This window comes from Acinetobacter sp. H1(2024) (genome assembly GCF_046557555.1).
GTDB lineage: Bacteria > Pseudomonadota > Gammaproteobacteria > Pseudomonadales > Moraxellaceae > Acinetobacter > Acinetobacter seifertii.
On the sequence record NZ_JBKGFO010000002.1, the window covers coordinates 513,233 to 533,009 of the forward strand.

The 19,777-nt window shown below is 38.2% G+C and carries 15 protein-coding genes; 7 read left to right on the forward strand and 8 right to left on the reverse strand.

Annotated elements, in window-relative coordinates; genetic code table 11:
* Positions 1-33: 33 nt before the first annotated feature.
* Positions 34-666 (reverse strand): hypothetical protein, encoded by a 633-nt coding sequence (locus tag ACLCEG_RS08170; RefSeq protein WP_200027330.1) that lies wholly within the window; start codon positions 664-666, stop codon positions 34-36.
* Between the two features lie 104 nt (positions 667-770).
* Here ACLCEG_RS08170 and ACLCEG_RS08175 point away from each other — a divergent pair, with 104 nt between their 5' ends.
* On the forward strand, positions 771-1,160 hold the full coding sequence (locus ACLCEG_RS08175; RefSeq protein WP_004700075.1) for a DUF3144 domain-containing protein: 390 nt from the start codon (positions 771-773) through the stop codon (positions 1,158-1,160).
* A 60-nt stretch (positions 1,161-1,220) separates the two neighbouring features.
* On the opposite strand, the gene ACLCEG_RS08180 is transcribed toward ACLCEG_RS08175, so the two are convergent.
* The 4 genes from ACLCEG_RS08180 to ACLCEG_RS08195 all read right to left on the reverse strand — a co-directional run bounded on the left by ACLCEG_RS08180 (position 1,221) and on the right by ACLCEG_RS08195 (position 7,545).
* Positions 1,221-3,983 (reverse strand): M16 family metallopeptidase, encoded by a 2,763-nt coding sequence (locus ACLCEG_RS08180; RefSeq protein ID WP_410567047.1) that lies wholly within the window; start codon positions 3,981-3,983, stop codon positions 1,221-1,223.
* A 122-nt stretch (positions 3,984-4,105) separates the two neighbouring features.
* The gene (locus ACLCEG_RS08185; protein WP_410567049.1) at positions 4,106-4,921 is read right to left on the reverse strand and encodes a PhzF family phenazine biosynthesis protein; all 816 of its coding nucleotides are present in this window, start codon (positions 4,919-4,921) and stop codon (positions 4,106-4,108) included.
* A 150-nt stretch (positions 4,922-5,071) separates the two neighbouring features.
* Entirely contained in the window at positions 5,072-6,466 is a 1,395-nt protein-coding gene (locus tag ACLCEG_RS08190; RefSeq protein ID WP_410567051.1) for an L-cystine transporter, read from the reverse strand.
* Positions 6,467-6,663: 197 nt separating this feature from the next.
* Complete coding sequence (locus ACLCEG_RS08195) at positions 6,664-7,545, reverse strand: LysR family transcriptional regulator (protein ID WP_151760766.1); 882 nt, start codon at positions 7,543-7,545, stop codon at positions 6,664-6,666.
* 96 nt (positions 7,546-7,641) lie between these two features.
* Here ACLCEG_RS08195 and ACLCEG_RS08200 point away from each other — a divergent pair, with 96 nt between their 5' ends.
* The 3 genes from ACLCEG_RS08200 (at position 7,642) to ACLCEG_RS08210 (ending at position 9,551) form a co-directional block, all read left to right on the forward strand.
* Positions 7,642-8,820 (forward strand): YbfB/YjiJ family MFS transporter, encoded by a 1,179-nt coding sequence (locus tag ACLCEG_RS08200; protein WP_410567053.1) that lies wholly within the window; start codon positions 7,642-7,644, stop codon positions 8,818-8,820.
* Entirely contained in the window at positions 8,817-8,942 is a 126-nt protein-coding gene (locus tag ACLCEG_RS08205; RefSeq protein WP_077169559.1) for a hypothetical protein, read from the forward strand. The genes ACLCEG_RS08200 and ACLCEG_RS08205 overlap by 4 nt, the downstream gene beginning before the upstream one ends.
* Before the next feature lie 213 nt (positions 8,943-9,155).
* Positions 9,156-9,551: a hypothetical protein gene (locus ACLCEG_RS08210; protein ID WP_049064672.1), complete on the forward strand. Its 396-nt coding sequence runs from the start codon at positions 9,156-9,158 to the stop codon at positions 9,549-9,551.
* 590 nt (positions 9,552-10,141) lie between these two features.
* On the opposite strand, the gene icd is transcribed toward ACLCEG_RS08210, so the two are convergent.
* A complete protein-coding gene (gene icd, locus ACLCEG_RS08215; protein ID WP_410567055.1) occupies positions 10,142-11,398 on the reverse strand; it encodes an NADP-dependent isocitrate dehydrogenase in 1,257 nt (418 codons plus the stop codon).
* A gap of 200 nt (positions 11,399-11,598) precedes the next feature.
* Between icd and ACLCEG_RS08220 the strand changes: the two genes are divergently transcribed.
* The gene (locus tag ACLCEG_RS08220; RefSeq protein WP_410567057.1) at positions 11,599-12,381 is read left to right on the forward strand and encodes an rRNA large subunit pseudouridine synthase E; all 783 of its coding nucleotides are present in this window, start codon (positions 11,599-11,601) and stop codon (positions 12,379-12,381) included.
* 120 nt (positions 12,382-12,501) lie between these two features.
* On the opposite strand, the gene ACLCEG_RS08225 is transcribed toward ACLCEG_RS08220, so the two are convergent.
* Entirely contained in the window at positions 12,502-14,739 is a 2,238-nt protein-coding gene (locus ACLCEG_RS08225) for an NADP-dependent isocitrate dehydrogenase (RefSeq protein WP_019457697.1), read from the reverse strand.
* A 401-nt stretch (positions 14,740-15,140) separates the two neighbouring features.
* The gene (locus tag ACLCEG_RS08230) at positions 15,141-16,844 is read right to left on the reverse strand and encodes a M61 family metallopeptidase (protein WP_410567059.1); all 1,704 of its coding nucleotides are present in this window, start codon (positions 16,842-16,844) and stop codon (positions 15,141-15,143) included.
* A 171-nt stretch (positions 16,845-17,015) separates the two neighbouring features.
* Between ACLCEG_RS08230 and ACLCEG_RS08235 the strand changes: the two genes are divergently transcribed.
* The gene (locus ACLCEG_RS08235; protein ID WP_410567293.1) at positions 17,016-18,335 is read left to right on the forward strand and encodes a D-alanyl-D-alanine carboxypeptidase PBP6B; all 1,320 of its coding nucleotides are present in this window, start codon (positions 17,016-17,018) and stop codon (positions 18,333-18,335) included.
* A 98-nt stretch (positions 18,336-18,433) separates the two neighbouring features.
* Positions 18,434-19,720 carry an NAD(P)/FAD-dependent oxidoreductase gene (locus ACLCEG_RS08240; RefSeq protein ID WP_410567061.1) on the forward strand — a complete coding sequence of 429 codons (1,287 nt, stop codon included), beginning with the start codon at positions 18,434-18,436 and terminating at the stop codon, positions 19,718-19,720.
* Positions 19,721-19,777: the final 57 nt, after the last annotated feature.

The window sequence follows — 19,777 nt, forward strand, 5'->3', positions numbered from 1 at the left end:
AAAGTCGCGACATAGATGTCGCGACTTTTTATCTTATCGGTATTTACCAAATACTTTCCATACACCGTTATCTGCTAACGGGTCATTATAGCTATCGCTACGCTGCTTTCTTGGTTTATCTCGGGCATCGACGAGTTCAAAGTGAGGCTCTACCCCTAGTACAATACCATTGGTATAAAAACGTGAACGTGTATATTCACTTTGACCATGCTGGAACACATAAGTTCTTAAATCGATAAATTCACGGTGAGCAACGAGTGCTGCCGTATCATCACTCTGCAACCATTCTTGCATAGTAAAAATCTGATCTGTTTCAAATTGACCGCATTTTTCAATAAGACTTGCCACACCACGAAAAGTTTTCGACTCTTTAGCACGTGTTTTATTAATACGAATCCGATCTACATGAAAAAAGAATAATGGTAAGTTCAAATGGCTTGGTAAATGAATTGCATCTGGTAACTCATCTTCCATAAAAGGCTGGAAAAGCTCTTGTGCCCTTTCGATTAAGTCTTTCCATTGTTGGTAATAGGCTAAAACTTCTTCTTGCAAACCATAATAAATTGGTAGCCCTTCGACATGCTCTAAATATTGGGGTGGAAAAATATGCTGACGTAATAGAGCAATGTCTGTTTTTAAACTTTGAATGGCTATCGCATCTTGCATAATTAGAACTTCCAACACTTAGGCTATTTACAGACTAAGGCAAAGGTTTTGTTTCCGCAAGGCTTTGCCTATAATAAGCAGCTCTATTTTTGCGGGAATATGTCATGTCTCAAAAGATTAATGCAACAGATATTACTGAAGAAGAAGCGTTAAATGCTGTTTTCTTTGAGCGTGCGGATGAATTCATTAAACAAGCGAATGATTTTTGTCGCCCGCCTAAAGGCCAAAAGCCTGACCCTGCTGAGCTTCGCGGCCAAGTGAGTGCAGCTATGTTATTTGCAACTGCCCGTTTTAATACGTGGGTGGCTGCAAATAATTTTAAAGATGGCAATGAAATGCGCGATGCAAAAGAGCAAGTGATGTCTTATTTGCTTCAGCAATTTCAAATGATGCTCGAAGATAACTTTGATGAGTATTGTGAACAGTTCGAAAACTACTTACGTTTCCGTAAGAATGAAGATTTCCATGCTCACAAACATGACCATGATCATTAATAAGTTTTAAATACTCAAATAAAAAGCCACTTCATGTGGCTTTTTATTTGAATAAGTTAGTTATTGCTTTTGCGCTTGGCCATATTGGTCAGCCATCACTTCCACAAGGTTTGAAGGTTTAATATATTTTTTAATGACTGCATTCACATCGGCAACGGTCAGCTTAGTTAAGTCTTGATCATGCTTAACACGGTCAAGTAAAGTTTTACCCGACTCAAGCTCAATATTTAACATACCGTGAATGTTGCGCTCATCCTCTAATGCAGTAACACGTTTCTTCATGAGATCTGCTTTAGCTGCTGCAAGCTCTTGCTCAGTGATACCCTTCGTTAACAAGTCATTTAATACCTTATGAACTGAATCAGAAACTTGTGCTGAACGCCCAGCCGTATAGTTTGCACTAATACTTAACGCACCAACATTCGTGTCCTGATCAAGTTGTAGACCTGTTCCAAAACCATATACCAATGCATTTTTTTCACGAAGCTCTTGAGCCAAACGTGATGAGATTTGAGAATCACCTAAAATATAATTCATTAAAATTAATGCAGGTGCGTCAGGGTGGTTTTTCCCAACTGGTAGTGTGATTATACTTTGATAACTACCAAACTCGCGTTGTTCAGATAAAGCATGTACCTTCTGAGCAGGAAAATCGACATGTTTAATTAAGATTTTTTCGTATGGTTGCTTACTGTTCCAGCTTCCAAACTCTTGATTCAATAAATTTTTCATTTTCTTTGCATCAAATGCACCAGTAATCGCAATTTGCGCATGGTTCATTGCAAAGAAATGCTGGTACAGCTCTTTCACTTGTTCTTGAGTCACATTCTTCAATTGTTTTTTAGCCAGCTCAGGTTCGAAGTGATAACGCAAATCACCCGGTTGGTATTCTTCAATTAAACGCGATAATGTTAAACCTGCCACGACATCTGGTTCAGTATAAGGACGATCAAGGCTCGATAAGCTTTGAGACTTAATTAAATCGAATTGAGATTGTTCAAATTTAGGATTTTTCATGACCTCTAAAACAAATTTGAAGAACTCATCAAATTTTTCAGTTTTAGATTGAATGTTAATAGTCATACCATTGCCGTCAGCACTTGCATAAGCTGCACCGCCTGCATCAATCGACTTATCTGCAATATCTTGCAAACTATATTTGTCAGAGCCACGCAGTAATAAATATGAAGTTAAATCAACAACTGTACCTTTATCAAATAAAGATTTTTCTGTACCAAAATCCATAGTAATAGTGGCATAGGTACGGTCATCACGGGTTTCTACAGGGAACAAAGCATACTTCATTCCATTTTTAAGTTTGCCGCGAATAATCTTTTTCTCATTACTTTCGGCATATTGCTTTGAGGTTTTTAAAAACTCGTTAACTTCTTGTTGATAAACTTTCGGGTCTTTTAAAGGCTCTGGTTTAACATCGGTTTGATCTAAAGTTTTAGGCTTATCTTTAGGGTCAAGTTGCAATGCTTTCTTTTGATCTTCAGGTGTCGGCAAAATATCGCCATCAATACGATGCCCAGCAACAAGAAACTGCTTTAAGGTTTGATTGACTTCATTGAGTTTCACTTTCTCAACTGCATCTAAATCTTTAAAATATTGGTCCCATTGCCCACCAGCTACACTGTAATCACTTAAACGAGAACCCAAAGCAACGGCATCTTTATTGACTAACTCGCCTTGCGTTTTCATTAAGCTTTTTACGCGATTTAGCTCAGTCTCTGTAAAAGGCTTACCCTTTTCTATTCCCGAGAGTAATGCACTTTCAACTTTATTAGGGTCATTTTTTGGTGAGTAAACCGCACCTAAAAATACGACATTAAAATCTTGATCTAACCATGTTGATGCCTGAACGTCTGTAGAAATACCCGTTTCAACCATGTTTTGGTATAAATGACCACTTGGCTGCATGGTATATAACATTGGTGCTAAAGCGAGTGTTGGCTGAATTTTCGTGTTTTTTCCATTCATATAGATATGGAATTTGGCCAAATCGCTGCCCTTTTTCACTACAAACTCACGATCCTTCATTTTTGTAGAATCTAAGACAGGTACCTGAACAGGCTTCGGCACAGCTCGCGCAGGAATCGGACTAAAATATTGGTCAATTGTTTTTAAAACATCAGTTTTATCAAACTTACCTGAAACGACCATCACAGCATTATTCGGTGCATACCAACTGCGGTAGAACTGGTTCAATTCAGGCATTTTAATAGACTTAAGCTCAGGTAAATCACCAATCGGTAATCGCCCTAAATACTTGTTTCCATAAGCCGATTTCCACATTTGATCCATTAAGACAGCAAAAGGCTGATCCATACGGACTTCACGTTCACGCTTTACAATTTCAATTTCAGAAGGTACAAATTTTTCTTGTAGTACCAATTTATCCATACGTTCAGATTCAAGGTACAACACTTGATCTAGCGCATTTTTTTCTGGACGAACAATATTGGTATATTTGGTTGAATAGTAATCCGTGCTCGCATTTGTCATTAATGTATATTGATCTAAACGGCGCTGAAATTCTTCACCCTTTACGTTTTGCGTGCCTTTAAATGCCAAATGCTCAAGTAAATGTGCTAAGCCACTTTTACCTTGTGGGTCATTTAAAGAACCTGTCAAATAGATAGTATTAATAAAGATTTTATTTTCTTTGTCATTCGGTGCAAGTACCACCCGAAAGCCATTATCTAATTTATATTCCTCAATATTTTGCTTACTTTTTACTAATGTCGTTTGTGCAAAAGACGCAGCACTTAAACCAAGAATACATAGGGAGAGAGTCAGTTGTTTAAACTGCATGAACATAGAAATACCAATTAATTTGAATAATAAAAAATCAATAGTTGTAAGAGTATAGTAGGTAATTTAAGCTGACATTAATAGTAAAGTTTTGAAAAGAAAGCCGTTTATTTAAACGGCTTTTTATTTTAAAGAAAAATTTCTGCTTGCATATAGAGTTTGCCATATCCTGCAATTTCAATACGTTCCTGATTCAGTATATTGCAATATAAAATGCCTCCACGGCTAGAAGCTTGATAAGCCACAATATTATTTTTGCTCAGCTTTTCTGCCCATAACGGCGCTATTGCAGTATGAATTGAACCTGTAACAGGGTCTTCTTCAATGCCTGCAACAGGTGCAAAATAACGAGATACACAGTCATAGTGCTCGTCTGCTTTTGTAGTGATTACGACATCCATATCTGTAGTCGTAATAGCTGTCCGTTTACCTAAGGCTTTAAGTAAGTTCATGTCAGGCTGCTCATCCAACACGTCTTGCACTGATTCATACTCAACAATATAAGCTTGAACATTTTGATAAACAGCCTTAAATGGTTTGCTTAAAGCTTGTCGTAAAATAGCTGGATAATCTTCCAGTTGTTCAGCCTTACGAATTGGAAAATTCATTCTGATTTTTCCATCTTCATCTTGGTGAACCATAAAAAGCCCTAAGTTTCGGACATGAAAATTAATGGTCTTTTTATCCGTAAAATCTTTAAAGAGTACAAAAGCACTCGCAAGAGTCGCATGACCACAAAAATCGACTTCAACCATTGGTGTAAACCAACGAATTTCATAGTTTTCAGAATCTATAATTTTTACAAAAGCTGTTTCAGATAAGTTATTTTCGAGTGCTATCTTTTGCATTAAATCTGCATCTAGCCACTCTTTTTCAACAATCACAGCAGCTGGATTTCCACGAAATAACTCTTTTGTAAAAGCATCGACTTGATACATTTTCATGATAGTGCTCTCTTTTGTACTAAGCTCATTTTCTAAAACTATTTAAAATAAAAACAGATACAGTTTTTTTAAAATTCACATCACAGTGGCAATTTAAGCATATAAAAAAACGGCTCATTCAGATATGAATGAGCCGTTTTATACTAACTATTAATGATGTTGAGTTAACTCAATTTCATCTTCACTATTTAATATGTCTTTATCTGTTTGGCCCATCAGTTGACTCGTCACTACACCTGCAGTCATTGAACCATTTACATTTAATGCAGTACGGCCCATATCAATTAACGGTTCGATTGAAATAAGCAGCGCAACCAAAGTTACAGGTAAACCCATTGCAGGAAGCACAATCAGTGCAGCAAAAGTTGCACCACCGCCAACACCAGCCACACCAATTGAACTTAAAGTCACAATACCCACTAAAGAAGCAATCCACATTGGGTCGAGTGTATTAATCCCCATAGTGGGAGCAACCATCACGGCCAACATTGCTGGGTATAAACCCGCACAACCATTTTGACCAATGGTTGCACCAAACGAAGCAGAAAAACTCGCAATAGATTCAGGAATACCCAAACGACGAGTTTGCGCTTCAATACTCAGTGGAATACTTGCTGCACTTGAACGACTTGTAAATGCGAATGTTAAAACAGGCGCAACTTTCTTAAAGAATTTAAGCGGAGACACACCAGTTAGGGTCAAAATAATGGCATGCACGCCAAACATAATCGCCAAACCTAAATACGACGCAACCAAGAAACCGCCTAGGTTTAAAATGTCAGCCACGTTTGAACTTGCCACAACCTTAGTCATAAGCGCAAAAACGCCATACGGTGTAAGGGTCATGACTAAACGCACAAGCTTCATTACCCAAGACTGTAAGGTCTGAATAGCAGTCAAAATACGCTGACCTTTCTCGGCGTCATCTTTCATCAAGTTGAGCGCAGCTATCCCTAAAAAGACAGCAAAAATAACTACACTAATAATTGAAGTCGGATTTGCACCCGTTAACTCAGCAAAAGGGTTACTTGGAATAAAGGAAAGAATAAATTGCGGTACGCTTAAGTCTGTTACTTTGCTTACATAATCTGTATTAATTGCAGTTAAACGCGCAGTTTCAGCAGCACCTTGCACCAAACCTTTGGCAGTTAAACCAAATAAGTTCGTCACAAATACACCAACCAGCGCAGCAATTAACGTTGTGAATAGTAGAGTTCCAATGGTATAGATGCTGATTTTTCCTAAAGAGGAAGCCTGATGCAACTTGGCTACTGCGCCTAAAATCGATACAAATACCAAAGGCATCACGACCATTTGTAAAAGTTTTACATAGCCGTTACCAACAATATTAAACCAGCTAATAGATTCAGCAAGAATCGGATGGCCACCGCCATAAATCAAATGTAGTCCTAAACCAAACACTACACCTAGAACTAAGCCAGCAAGAACTTTTTTAGATAAGCTCCAGTCCGTTTTACGTGTTTGGGCGAGTAAAAATATTAACCCGACAAAAACCACAATATTGATGATTAAGGGTATATTCATTCCCAAACTCCAAATTATTGCTTGTGTCATCTTTTAAGGGGGCATATTTGACCATAGCCGGCCTATATAAACTACCCTTTTCCACAATTTTCTAGCATGCAGATCATTGCCGATCTGGATGAGAATATAAAATGACTTTTAAATACATATATATCACTTTTAGGGCATAAGCTAAGTAGGACATTTATGTATTAAAATTAAGCACATTTCTGTATAAACTGTTGCTCAATAAAACCAATAAATTGCTTTAAATTGCTCCCCCATGTATCAGGAGGCTGAGCAACGACATAAGTGGTAAAGTGTGCAGATTCAGTATTAATTTCAAAACAGCTTAACGACAATTTATCAGCCACTTTAGTCAAATATGACTTTGGCAATAGCGCAAAGCCGACACCTAACTCCACACAACTGACAATACCGTCTAGACTGCCCATTTCCATAATTTGTGAAGGCGGCACACTATGGTCATTTAAAAACAGCTCAATTGCATGGCGGTAGGAACACCCTTGTCGAAATGCAATAAATCTGGTCTTTGCAAGCGTGGCAATGTTAGGAAACTCGGTTTGCTGTTTAGGGCAGACCAAAACCAATTGTTCCTGCCATATTGGATAGCTATATAACTCAGGAATCACATATTTCGAGGCAACAAAAGCGCAATCAAGCTCACCTTGCTGTACAGCGTTAATCAAATATCCTGTTGGGTGAGTTTGAAGCTCAATCGGCAAATTGGGATATTGCTGCATACACTGATTCAGCAATTGAGGAAGTCGTATGGCCGCTGTGGTTTCCATACTGCCTAAACGGATGGTTTCGTTCGGATCAATATCACTGTCTTGAAAGATTTTTTTCGCTTTATTGTGCAGCGCGATCATTTGAACAGCATAGCTATGCAACTGCTGCCCTGCATTGGTTAATGTCACGGGATTATGGCGATTTAATAAAACCACTCCTAACTCTTCTTCAAGCTTTTTCACATGACTGGTGATATTCGATTGAACCGTATACATTTTTTGTGCAGCCAGTGAAAAACTTCCACTCTCTGCTACCGCTAAAAAAAACTCTAGAGACTTAAGCAACATACCACTATCTCAAAATAAGATAATTATTATCATATTAAATCATTTTTAAAGATTATCAAACTCGCTTTTAATAATAAAAAAATTGAGTGATTTCTCATGACTACGCTTTATCGAATGAGTCTGCTTGTATTTTTAGCAACTTGCTTGGGTATTGGTATTTTTAGATTTTCCTACACTGCCCTCATGCCAATCATAATTGTTCAATACGGATGGACACATGACTTCGCAAGCTTCTTAGGCAGTGCAAATTTGCTGGGCTATTTGCTAGGTGCCTTGTTGGCGTTGTTTAGTATTAAAGAAAAATCTATTCCCATACTCATTGTAAGTTCGGCAGTTGTGGGCAGTTTAAGCCTACTCTGCTGTGCCTTCATACACATGCCATTGGTTTGGTTCATGTTCTGGCGCACCATTTCAGGAATTGCAGGCGGCCTACTCATGATTTTGGCACCGAGCTTTGCCATGAAAAATATTGCAATGAGTCAAAGGCTCAAAGTCAATTTCTTAGGGTTTAGCGGCATTGGTGTAGGCGTGTTATCTGCCACTATTATTATTCCCTTACTTAAAAATATGCCCGTTCAATATGTCTGGAGCATTTTTGCAGCGCTCTCTATTTTTGGCAGTTTGATACTTTCCCAATTACTCAAACATCAACCACAGCAGTCTGTTCAAACAACCAGTCAAACACCTCAAAGCATCAAACATTCACGCTTGGGGCTGGTCATTATTATTGCCTATATGTGCAGTGCTTTTGCCTATATTCCCCACTCTTTGTTTTGGATGGATTACTTATCGGGAACCTTGCATTTTCCATTGCAACAGCGAAATTTGTTTTGGGTGCTGTATGGCATGGGAAGCTGTATAGGCGCTTTTGTGGCGTACTGTTTAAGCCGCTTCACCGGATATTTACAAGCAATTAAATGGCTTTATGGCATTTACTGCATAGCCGTTGCATTACCGTTCTTTTCGCATGCCATCTCTTTACTTGCGTTGTCTTCATTCCTTACAGGTTTGCTCACGCCTGCCACCGTGTTTATTAGCTCCTATAGCCTTTTACAAATTTATGAGCAGCGTTATCAAAAACTCTGGAGCCTTGCCACGATTGGCTTTGCCAGTACCCAGCTTTTAGGTGGCGTGGTTATAAGCACCTTACATCATTTGCACTGGTCGTATGCCCACCTCTTTTTAATGAGTGGCATTGTTTTGCTATTTGCGTTGAGCCTTTTAGTTCGCACCCGTCCATCCTTACCTACAACTCTCGGAGAAACCGAAACGTGAAAACTATATTGTTTCCTGTATTTGTAATTGCATTTGTACTGGTGATACAGGTCTTAGACCAAAGCTACCAAAAGAAAATCGGTGCACCTAAAACGGCAAAACACCCTGAGTTTATGCAATAAAAAAAGCCCCGACGAATAAGGGGCTTGTCAATTTTTTCAAAGTGAACATTAACGATTAAATCTGTGTCGTAAAAAGGTATCGTTTGCATTTCTTGATTATTTACAAAGCAGCTTTATTGACAAAAAATGTCATATTTTGTCAATGTAGAGTGTTTTCGTCTCATCTATATTTATTCAAAATTTATAATTTTAATACTTAAAATAGAGTAAGACATGAGCAATAACAATTATATTGATGAGCTTTTAAAGCTCTTAGCGATGTTCGCTTTTATCTGCGTTTCATTATTAGCATTTAAATGTCGAACTATATTTGCACTGGACATCACAACATCCTATGAAGTCTCTGTAAAGATTATTATCTATATTGCCACAGCGGCTACCCTTGGCTTTTTAACACGCGATCATATTGAGTTTACAACACAATTTTTAATTGCTATTCCATTTGCATACTTTTGGCTATCGCCTGTTCTTGACTATAAAGCCATTCAAACCATCCCAGAGGTTCCATTTTACCTCTCTGGTCATGGTCAAATTTTAGGATTACTCCTCGTCATTATCTTCTGCTTTGCGCTATGGGTATTTAAAGAAACAAGCTCAAATTCGCATTAGTCTTAAAAAGTCTGAATAACGATTTTTCGTGATTTTTATAAAGTTAAAAATGGTCACTGAAATATATATTTTTATAATATATATTTTAAATAAATTACTTTATATCAATTAAAACTTAAAAATGTTAAATGTATCAAGCCCAGCAAATGCTGTTGTAGTAACTATTATTTCAATAATTGCTACATTTAGCCTTCTTATATGGAAGTTTAATGTTTATGTTGGTATAGATGTCTATACCAGTGGAGAAGTACTTTTCAAAACTCTGTTATATGTAATGGTAATAGGGCTATTTAGTTACTATTTCCGCTTTACCATTAAAATGAGTAACACGGTAATCTTTTCATTACCGCTGTTTTTCTTTTGCATTAGACCTATTTTGAACTATAAACTTACGCACAGTATTGGACAAGTTCCCCTCTATGCAACTCATTATGGTCAAGGTGGAATATTGTTAAGTTTAACTGTACTGACTTGTATGCTTTGGGCTTATACGGCGAACTCATAGCTTGTTATTTGTATTAACTTCAATACTATAAATAACATTCATTAAACAACAAAGAAGCCCTCATTAAGGGCTTCTTTATGACAGTCTAATCTTCCATATGACGAATAATTGCCTCACCAAATTCAGAACAACGCAACAAAGTTGCCCCCGGCATTAAACGCTCAAAATCGTAAGTCACCGTTTTAGCTGAAATCGCTCCTGAAATACCTTTAATAATCAGGTCTGCCGCTTCCGTCCATCCCATATCTCGAAGCATCATTTCAGCAGAAAGAATAATTGAACCAGGGTTTACTTTATCTTGCCCAGCATATTTAGGTGCTGTGCCATGAGTTGCCTCATATACGGCAATTGCACCCCCGATATTTGCTCCCGGAGCAATTCCTATACCTCCTACTTCTGCTGCTAATGCATCAGAAATATAGTCACCATTTAAATTAAGGGTTGCTATCACTGAGTAGTCGGCAGGACGCATCAAAATTTGCTGTAAGAAAGCGTCCGCTATCACATCTTTAATAATAATGTCTTTACCATTTTTAGGGTTCTTAATTTTAACCCATGGCCCACCATCTATGAGTTCACCACCAAAACGATCTAAAGCTAACTCATAACCCCATTCTTTAAAGGCACCTTCGGTATATTTCATAATATTACCTTTATGAACAAGGGTTACCGATGGTTTGTCATTATCTATTGCAAATTGAATGGCTTTACGAACTAAACGTTGCGATCCTTCTTTAGATACTGGCTTGATTCCAATACCGCATCCTTCTGGAAAGCGAATTTTTGTGACGCCCATTTCTTCTTGAAGGAACTTAATCACTTTTTTGGCTTCTTCAGAATCAGCTTTCCATTCAATACCAGCATAAATATCTTCCGAGTTTTCACGGAAAATCACCATGTCGGTTAGTTCAGGATGCTGAACAGGTGATGGAACGCCTTCAAACCAGCGTACAGGGCGTACGCACACGTACAAGTCTAATTCTTGGCGTAATGCCACATTGAGTGAGCGAATACCGCCACCAACTGGAGTAGTTAAGGGACCTTTAATTGAAACGACAAATTCACGCAGAGCTTCAAAAGTTTCTTCTGGCATATAACTGCCATAAATTTTATTAGCCTTTTCACCGCAATAGACTTCCATCCACTCAATGCAACGTTTACCGCCATAGGCTTTTAAGACAGCCGCATCAACAACTGTTTTCATGGTCGGTGTAATATCTACACCAATACCATCACCCTCAATGAAAGGAATAATTGGATGATTTGGTACATTCAGTGATAGGTCTGCTTTTACTTTAATTTTATCACCATCGGCAGGAACCACGATCTTCTGATAACCCATTGTGTAGATTCTCCCTTTTATAATATTTAACTAACCAAACAAAAATAATTATCGATAAACAATACTTTCAACTTTTATTAACGCATAATAGCTTAATCGAATTTAATCCTTTTTGAGATTTATGTGGGAAATAAGCAAATTTCACACTTAAATATAGCTCAATGTTTTTACCGCTTATTTGAAAGAAGAAGTCATTTTTTATGAAAATCGTCATTCTTAACAAACCTTATGACGTACTCTCCCAGTTTCGTAAAGACGAAGCGCACATGACGGTCTCTGACTTTATAGATGACCCGACTTTACGCATAGCAGGTCGTCTTGATATGGACTCTGAGGGTTTAGTTTTTTTAACCGATCATGGTGGTTTGAATCAGTTCATTACCAACCCTGCGAATAAAAAATACAAAACGTATTTAGTTCAAGTTGATGGCGATGTTACCGAAGAAGCGCTTGAGCAACTTCGTAAGGGTGTAGAGCTTAATGATGGTATGACTTTACCAGCAAAAGCAATTAAGGTAAGTGAACCTGAATGGGTATGGGACCGTGATCCTCCTGTACGTTACCGTGCCAACATTCCAACCTCTTGGATTGAAATTTCTATTTGTGAAGGTCGTAACCGCCAAGTTCGCCGCATGACCTCTGCGGTAGGTTTCCCAACTTTACGTCTCATTCGTACTAAAATTGGTTCAATTGATTTAGTTCAATTAGGACTAGAACCGGGTGAGACCAAAGAAATTGAACCTCTACTCTACCCTGACTTTAAAAATGTGCCAGCAGAACAACCTTATCGTTCACGTTCTTATGTGAAAAAACCGGGTGGTACAGGTGGTAAACCAATGGTTCGTAAGAACAAAGATGGTTCTGTTAAAAAGTCTGGTACAAAACGTATTTGGCAAATGGATGAAAGTGAGAAACCACGTCGTAAGACCAATGGTACAACTCGCCCAAATACCAAAGCTCCACGTGGTCGTAGTGGTCGATAAAACATTTACGTTTTAAAGCTCACTTAGGTGGGCTTTTTTTAATGCCATTTATTTTTATAAAAAAATAAAAAAAGCCGATGTATAAACACCGGCTTTTAAGCTATTCACACGAGTTAGTAATTAAGCACCAACACTTGCAAGAGCAGCATTAAATGTAGCGCTTGGACGCATTACAGCATTTACTTTCGCTGGATCAATTGCGTAATAACCACCGATATCGGCTGCTTTACCTTGTACTTGAGCAAGCTCAGCAACAATCTTCGGCTCTTCTTCAGCTAAAGTTTTTGCAAGTGAAGTAAACTTCGCTTTTAACTCAGCATCTTCGTTCTGTGCAGCAAGTGCTTCTGCCCAGTAAAGTGATAAGTAGAAATGGCTACCACGGTTGTCAAGCTCGCCTGTACGACGTGATGGAGACTTGTCGTTGTCAAGCAATTTACCAGTCGCTTCATCAAGTGTCTTAGCAAGCAACTTCGCACGAGCATTATTCTCTTTAACACCCATCTCTTCTAAAGAAGCTGCTAAAGCAAGGAACTCACCAAGCGAATCCCAACGTAAGTGGTTTTCTTCAACAAGTTGTTGTACGTGTTTAGGTGCTGAACCGCCTGCACCAGTTTCGTACATGCCACCACCCGCCATAAGCGGAACGATAGACAACATCTTCGCAGAAGTACCAAGTTCCATAATTGGGAACAAATCTGTTAAGTAGTCACGTAAAATGTTACCAGTCACAGAAATTGTATCTAAGCCACGAACTACGCGCTCAAGTGTGTAACGCATAGCACGTACTTGAGACATGATTTGGATATCAAGACCAGTTGTGTCGTGATCTTTTAAGTACTTCTGTACTTTCTTGATCAATTCATTTTCGTGTGGACGGTATGGGTCAAGCCAGAAGATCGCAGGCATGCCTGAGTTACGAGCACGAGTTACTGCAAGTTTTACCCAGTCACGAATCGGAGCATCTTTCACCTGACACATACGCCAGATATCGCCTTCTTCAACATTTTGAGTCAATAACACTTCACCAGTGTCAAGATCGGTAATGTTTGCGATACCAGCTTCAGCAATTTCAAAAGTCTTGTCGTGAGAACCGTATTCTTCAGCTTTTTGAGCCATCAAACCAACGTTTGGTACTGTACCCATAGTCTTCGGATCGAAGTTACCATGCCATTTACAGAAATTGATCATTTCTTGGTAAATACGCGCAAATGTTGATTCAGGCATTACTGCTTTAGCATCGTATTGCTTACCATCAGCACCCCACATTTTACCGCCAGCACGGATCATTGCAGGCATAGAAGCATCTACAATGATGTCGTTAGGTGAATGGAAGTTTGTGATGCCTTTTGCTGAATCAACCATTGCAAGTGCAGGACGGTGTTCTTGACAAGCATGCAAGTCTTCGATGATTTCTTCACGTAATGACGTTGGAAGAGTTTCGATTTTCTCGTATAACCCAGCCATACCGTTATTAACGTTGATACCTAACTCGTCAAATAACTTACCGTGTTTTTCAAAAGCTTCTTTGTAGTAGATTTTCACACAGTGACCGAACACGATAGGGTGTGAAACTTTCATCATTGTCGCTTTTACGTGTAAAGAGAATAAAATTCCTGCTTCTTTACAATCATCAAGTTCTTTTTCGTAGAAATCACAAAGTGCTTTCTTGCTCATGAACATTGAGTCGATGATTTCGCCTTCTTGAAGCGCAACTTTTGGCTTAAGAACAATGCTCTTACCACTGTTTGTGATAAGTTCCATTTTTACATTACGTGCACGGTCAAGTGTCATTGACTTTTCACCGTGGTAGAAGTCACCTTCTTCCATGTGTGAAACGTGAGTTTGTGACCACTGTTTCCACTCGCTCATTGAGTGAGGGTGTTTCTTAGCGTAATTTTTAACGGCAGCAGGAGCACGACGGTCAGAGTTACCCTCACGAAGAACTGGGTTTACTGCTGAACCTAGGCATTTGCCATAACGAGCTTTAATAGTTTTTTCTTCTTCAGTCGCTGGGTTTTCCGGATAGTCAGGAATTGCAAAACCTTTAGATTGAAGTTCTTTAATACATGCTGTCAATTGCGCAACAGAGGCACTAATATTTGGGAGTTTGATAATGTTAGTATCTGGATCTTGTGTAAGACGACCTAGCTCAGCAAGGTTGTCGGATACCTTTTGCTCTTCACTTAGGTAGTCAGCGAATTCTGCGAGCACACGTGCAGCTACAGAGATGTCACTTTTAACAATCTCGATACCTGCTGGCTTAGTAAAGGTCTCAATGATCGGCAGTAGCGAATAAGTCGCCAATAATGGCGCCTCGTCAGTCAGTGTGTAAATGATAGTTGACTTTTCACCAGCCATATATAGCCCCTTCCGTTGAATTGAGTTTTGAGGACCGAGCTTTTGGCCCAGTGCCTACGAACCGATATGCTTAAATAAAACCCTGAGAGTATCGGCTCTCATTGGCTTTCAGTCAACGAAATATCCAGTGATAACGACATTTCGCAGCGAAATAATACATAATTTAAATCTATTGATAATAATCTTATACCTAACTTATGGTAATACATCTAGGTTTACCAACTTTTAAGGTATAGATCAGTCTTAAATTACATGAGATATCTTTCAGAGTTCTGACAAATATTATACTTTTCATTCAAAATAAACTCAAAGATAACACCTATTTCAATTTTTAAAATCTACTAAAAAGTAAAAAACCGATGTACGAAACATCGGTTTTTTATAAACTATTTAACTGTTATTCAGGCTTTTAACCATTTATCAGCTTTTGTTTGATCTTCAATAATAAGTTCAACTTCAGTTAAGTTTATACTTTCACCTGTAACATCAAACGACAACAACTCATCACGGCGGAAAGCTAAGACTTGATAATTACCCTTTTGCTTAGCATATTTCTCAATAAGTTTTGTGGTCGCTTTTAATCCATCAATTGCGATAATGACATCATTGGCAGAAATACCTGCTTTTGCCCCAGCTCCTTCACGTTGAGCATTTTGTACCAATACACCTTCAGGTTTATCGGTTAGCTTTAAACCATAAGCCAAAGTCTTATCGTTTTTAAGCGTATAACTTAAACCAAACTCAGGGAATAACTGATCCAGCGGCAACTCATCCGTTGTGTTAATCAAATGATTAATTTGCTCAACCCAACTATCACCCGTTAACTCTTCACATAAATCGAAAACGGTACGTTCATTAACCTGAATACCATTTTGTGTATTTTCATACAATCGACGCATTAAGGCATCAAGACTAGAACCACGTAAACGTAAGCCTAAATCTAAACATAAGGCAACTAATGCACCTTTGTTGTAATAGCTGGTGCCCGCATTATTGGTGTTTTCATCTGGACGATAAAACTTAATCCATGCATCAAAACTTGATTCAGCGACTGTCTGAACAAAACGACCTGGATTTTGTAAATAACGATCAAGCTGTGACTTCAACAAATCTAGATAAGACTTCTGAGAGATCACACCGCTACGTAATAAAATGAGATCATCATAATATGAAGTAAACCCTTCAAAGATCCACAGTAGCGAGGTATAACCTTCTTGATGTAAATTGTAGTTTGCAAAGTTTTCTGGGCGGATAAACTTCACTAACCAAGAATGAAAATACTCGTGGCTACATAACCCTAAGAAACGTTGATAGTCTTTCGAAGGTTCAGTTGGTTCATTCGATTTTGGTAAATCATCACGTGGTGTAATCAGACTAGTACTGTTGCAATGCTCTAAGCCACCATAACTATTGCCTGTTGCCATCGTCATAAAGGTATAGTTTTTAAATGGCGCTGAACCAAACATTTCAATTTCAGCTGCACAGATTTTTTCAATATCCGCTTTTAAACGTTCTATATTCGTGTTGTGCTGTCCAGAAATTGCAAATTCATGTTTAATTCCATGAGCATCGAAGCTAAAACGTGTTTGCTCCGCAAGTTCAAATGGACTATCAATCAGTTGATCATAATGATCAGCTTTTAAGGTAAAACGTCCCTTAACTAAGCTTTTTGAAGCTAAGCCAGTTGCTAATTGAAAGTGTTTTAACTCATCAGGCAAAAAGATTTCTAACTCACAAGCAGATTGCTCTTGTCCATCTAAACCTAAGCATACACAGGCTGGGTTAATATATAGACGAGTTTGATCTACATAAGCACCACGTACTGATAAATCGTAAGCATAGACATCGTATTCAACAGTAATTAACTCATGATCGGTGTTAAATAAACGCCAGCGATTTTTTTCAGTTTTTTTAATATTGAGCATGCGCCCAGCTTCATCGTAAGCTTTTACAGCTTCAATATGCTTAGAAAACTCACGAATTAAATAACTACCCGGAATCCACGTTGGTAACCATAGTTCCTGATTTGGATTCGCTAAAAAACGAATTGTGACGTGAACAAGATGCTGTTTGTAATCATCGAACTCTATTTGATAATGCAACATAAATTCTTCAATTTAAAATAAGAACGGTTTCACCTTAGATTATCACTTTTTTGTATCGACTTGCGTAGATGTATTTTTTGGCAACAATTCAGACTAGCCTTCTACAAAAAAAAGGCATAGCATGCTGTGCATCTGTGTTCCGTATTTGCCAGTAAACGTCAAGGTCACCTAGTGAAATTCTTCCTATCTCTTTTTACACTGTTTAGTATTTTCTGTACTACTCTTACCAATGCTGCCCTTCTTAATATTGCTCCTGAGAGCGTCGAGGCCGCTGCTTGGACAATAGTAGATACTCAATCTGGTCAAGTCATTGCTGAACATAATAGTCATGTGCAACGTGCACCAGCATCTTTAACCAAAATGATGGTTGCTTATATTGCATTAAAAGAGATTAAGGCTGGAAAATTAAAGCTAGATCAAGTTATTACTGCAACACCAGTAGTTAGCGTGGTTCAGTGGGATGAATCACAAATGTACCTTAAAGCAGGTGAGCAAATTTCAGTTGATCAGCTTTTGGCAGGTTTAATTGTGATGTCGGCAAATGATGCAGCTGTGACTTTGGCAGAAAAAATTTCTGGTGATGTGCCTCATTTCGTACAACGTATGAACCAAGAAGCTCAAGCTTTAGGTATGAAAGACACGCATTTTAGTAACCCTGCCGGGATTACAATGCCAGATCATTACACCACAGCTCATGATTTGAGCTTATTAAGTCAGGCAGTGATTCACCAAACACCTGAATATTTACATTATTCAAAAATGCCAAGCTTTAGCTACAATCAACGTTTTCATCATGCGACTAACCTTGCTTTGAAATATGATCCATCTGTAGATGGTTTAAAAACTGGTTATACCAAAGCAGCGGGGTATAACTTGGCTCTTACAGCTTCGCGCCCTTCGTTTTCACCAAACTTACCGCAAAGACGTTTACTGGTTATTGTTTTAGGTACACCAAGTGCCGTGAAACGCGCTGAAATTGCCGATAAATTAATGAATCTTGCTTATGCGTATACACGTGATGAAGTGGTTATTCCAGAGCAAAAACTTATTGCTGAGCTACCAGTTATTAAATCAACTTTAAAAATGTTTAAGGTTGAAACTAAGCAGCCAACTATTGTCACGACTTCTTTATATGCCGAACCAGTAGCAATTGATTTAAATACGTTTGATTACGCAACACACCGCATTCAAGTCCTTGATAGCAATAAACAACTAAAAACTATTGCTCCACTAGAAACGACTCAAACTCGTGTAAATATTGCATTAAACGAGCAAAAATTAACAGCACCGTTAATGAAAGCCATGAACTTGGCAACAGTTTCAATTTATCAAAACAATCAGCTCATTCGCAGTCTACAAATTGAAAATGATGTGCATATTGAAGAAGCCAATATTTTCCAAAAAATCATGATGTGGTTCTCAAATTTGTTCTCTATTTTTTCATCGAGTAATCATAGTGCAGCAAAACTCTACCCTGTAGATTCGCACTAAAAACATCAAATTGTGCACAGAGGCACAATAAATTTTATAAATAAAAGATGGCATAATTTAGCCATCTTTTTTTATAGAAAAATAATTAGGTGATAAAAATGGCCCAAAGTTTACATCATATTGTCATTGTCGGTGGTGGCGCAGGTGGTTTAGAACTTGCCACACAACTCGGTGAAACCTTTGGGAAAAGTGGTAAAGCCAAAATTACATTAGTCGACCAAAATTTGACTCATATCTGGAAGCCTCTACTTCATGAAATTGCGGCGGGTTCCTTAAACCCTCACGAAGAACAAACCAATTATTTTGCGCATGCAGAAAAACATCATTACGAATTTATATTGGGAACACTTGTTGCAATTGATAAAGAGAAAAAAATAATAGATTTAGTCCCTCCTCAAATGTCTAAAGAACAGAACACGCAAGTTCAAAAACTCAGTTATGACACGCTTATTTTAGCGCTTGGTTCAGTATCCAATGACTTTAACACAACGGGTGTACGTGAAAACTGTCATTTTCTAGACAGTAGAAATCAAGCAGATATTTTCCAACAAGATCTTTTGCATTTGTACATTGAAGCACAAAATCAACCAGATCAACGTACACTCAATATTGGAATTGTTGGTGCAGGTGCAACGGGTGTAGAACTTGCTGCCGAGCTTATAGAAACCACTAAAAACTTTTACCGATATGGTTTGAAAAAAATCCACCCTAATCAAGTCAAAATCACACTGATTGAAGCTTCCGAACGTATTTTACCTGCTTTAAGTGAGAAAACAGCTGAGCATAGTGCAAAACAGCTCCAAAAAATGGGTATCCAAATTTTAACTCGACATCGCGTTGAAAAAATTGATAAGCATCGCATCTATTTCAGTAACGGTAATGAACTCAAAAGTGATATTACGGTATGGGCAGCTGGCGTAAAAGCACCGAAAGTTCTTGAAAGTTTTACCGATTTCGAACGTGACAACATTAACCGTTTAATGGTCTATGCTACGCTGCAAACTTATTCTGACCCAAATGTATTCGCTTTTGGTGATTGTGCACACTGCCAACTTGATGCACGAAACCCTCCTCTTGGACCACGCGCTCAAGTTGCCAGTCAACAAGCACGCTTTTTAGTTAATGCTATGGCTGCCAGACTGAATGGCCGTTCACAGCCAATGTTCACTTTTAATGACAAAGGTTCACTTGTGTCTTTAAGTCGTAATAAAGCCGTTGGAGAATTGCTTGGGGATGTTAGTGTACAAGGATATATTGCTAAAACGATGTACGTATCTTTATACCGTTTACATCAAGCAACAATTCACGGATACACTCAAGCTGGACTACTCACAGTGAAAGATTTACTTACAAGACGAGTACGACCAAAAATTAAGCTGTATTGAGTTGAATTTTTTGAGTTCATCCCTATATAGGTAAAAACGCATTAGAAAAAGTGTTAA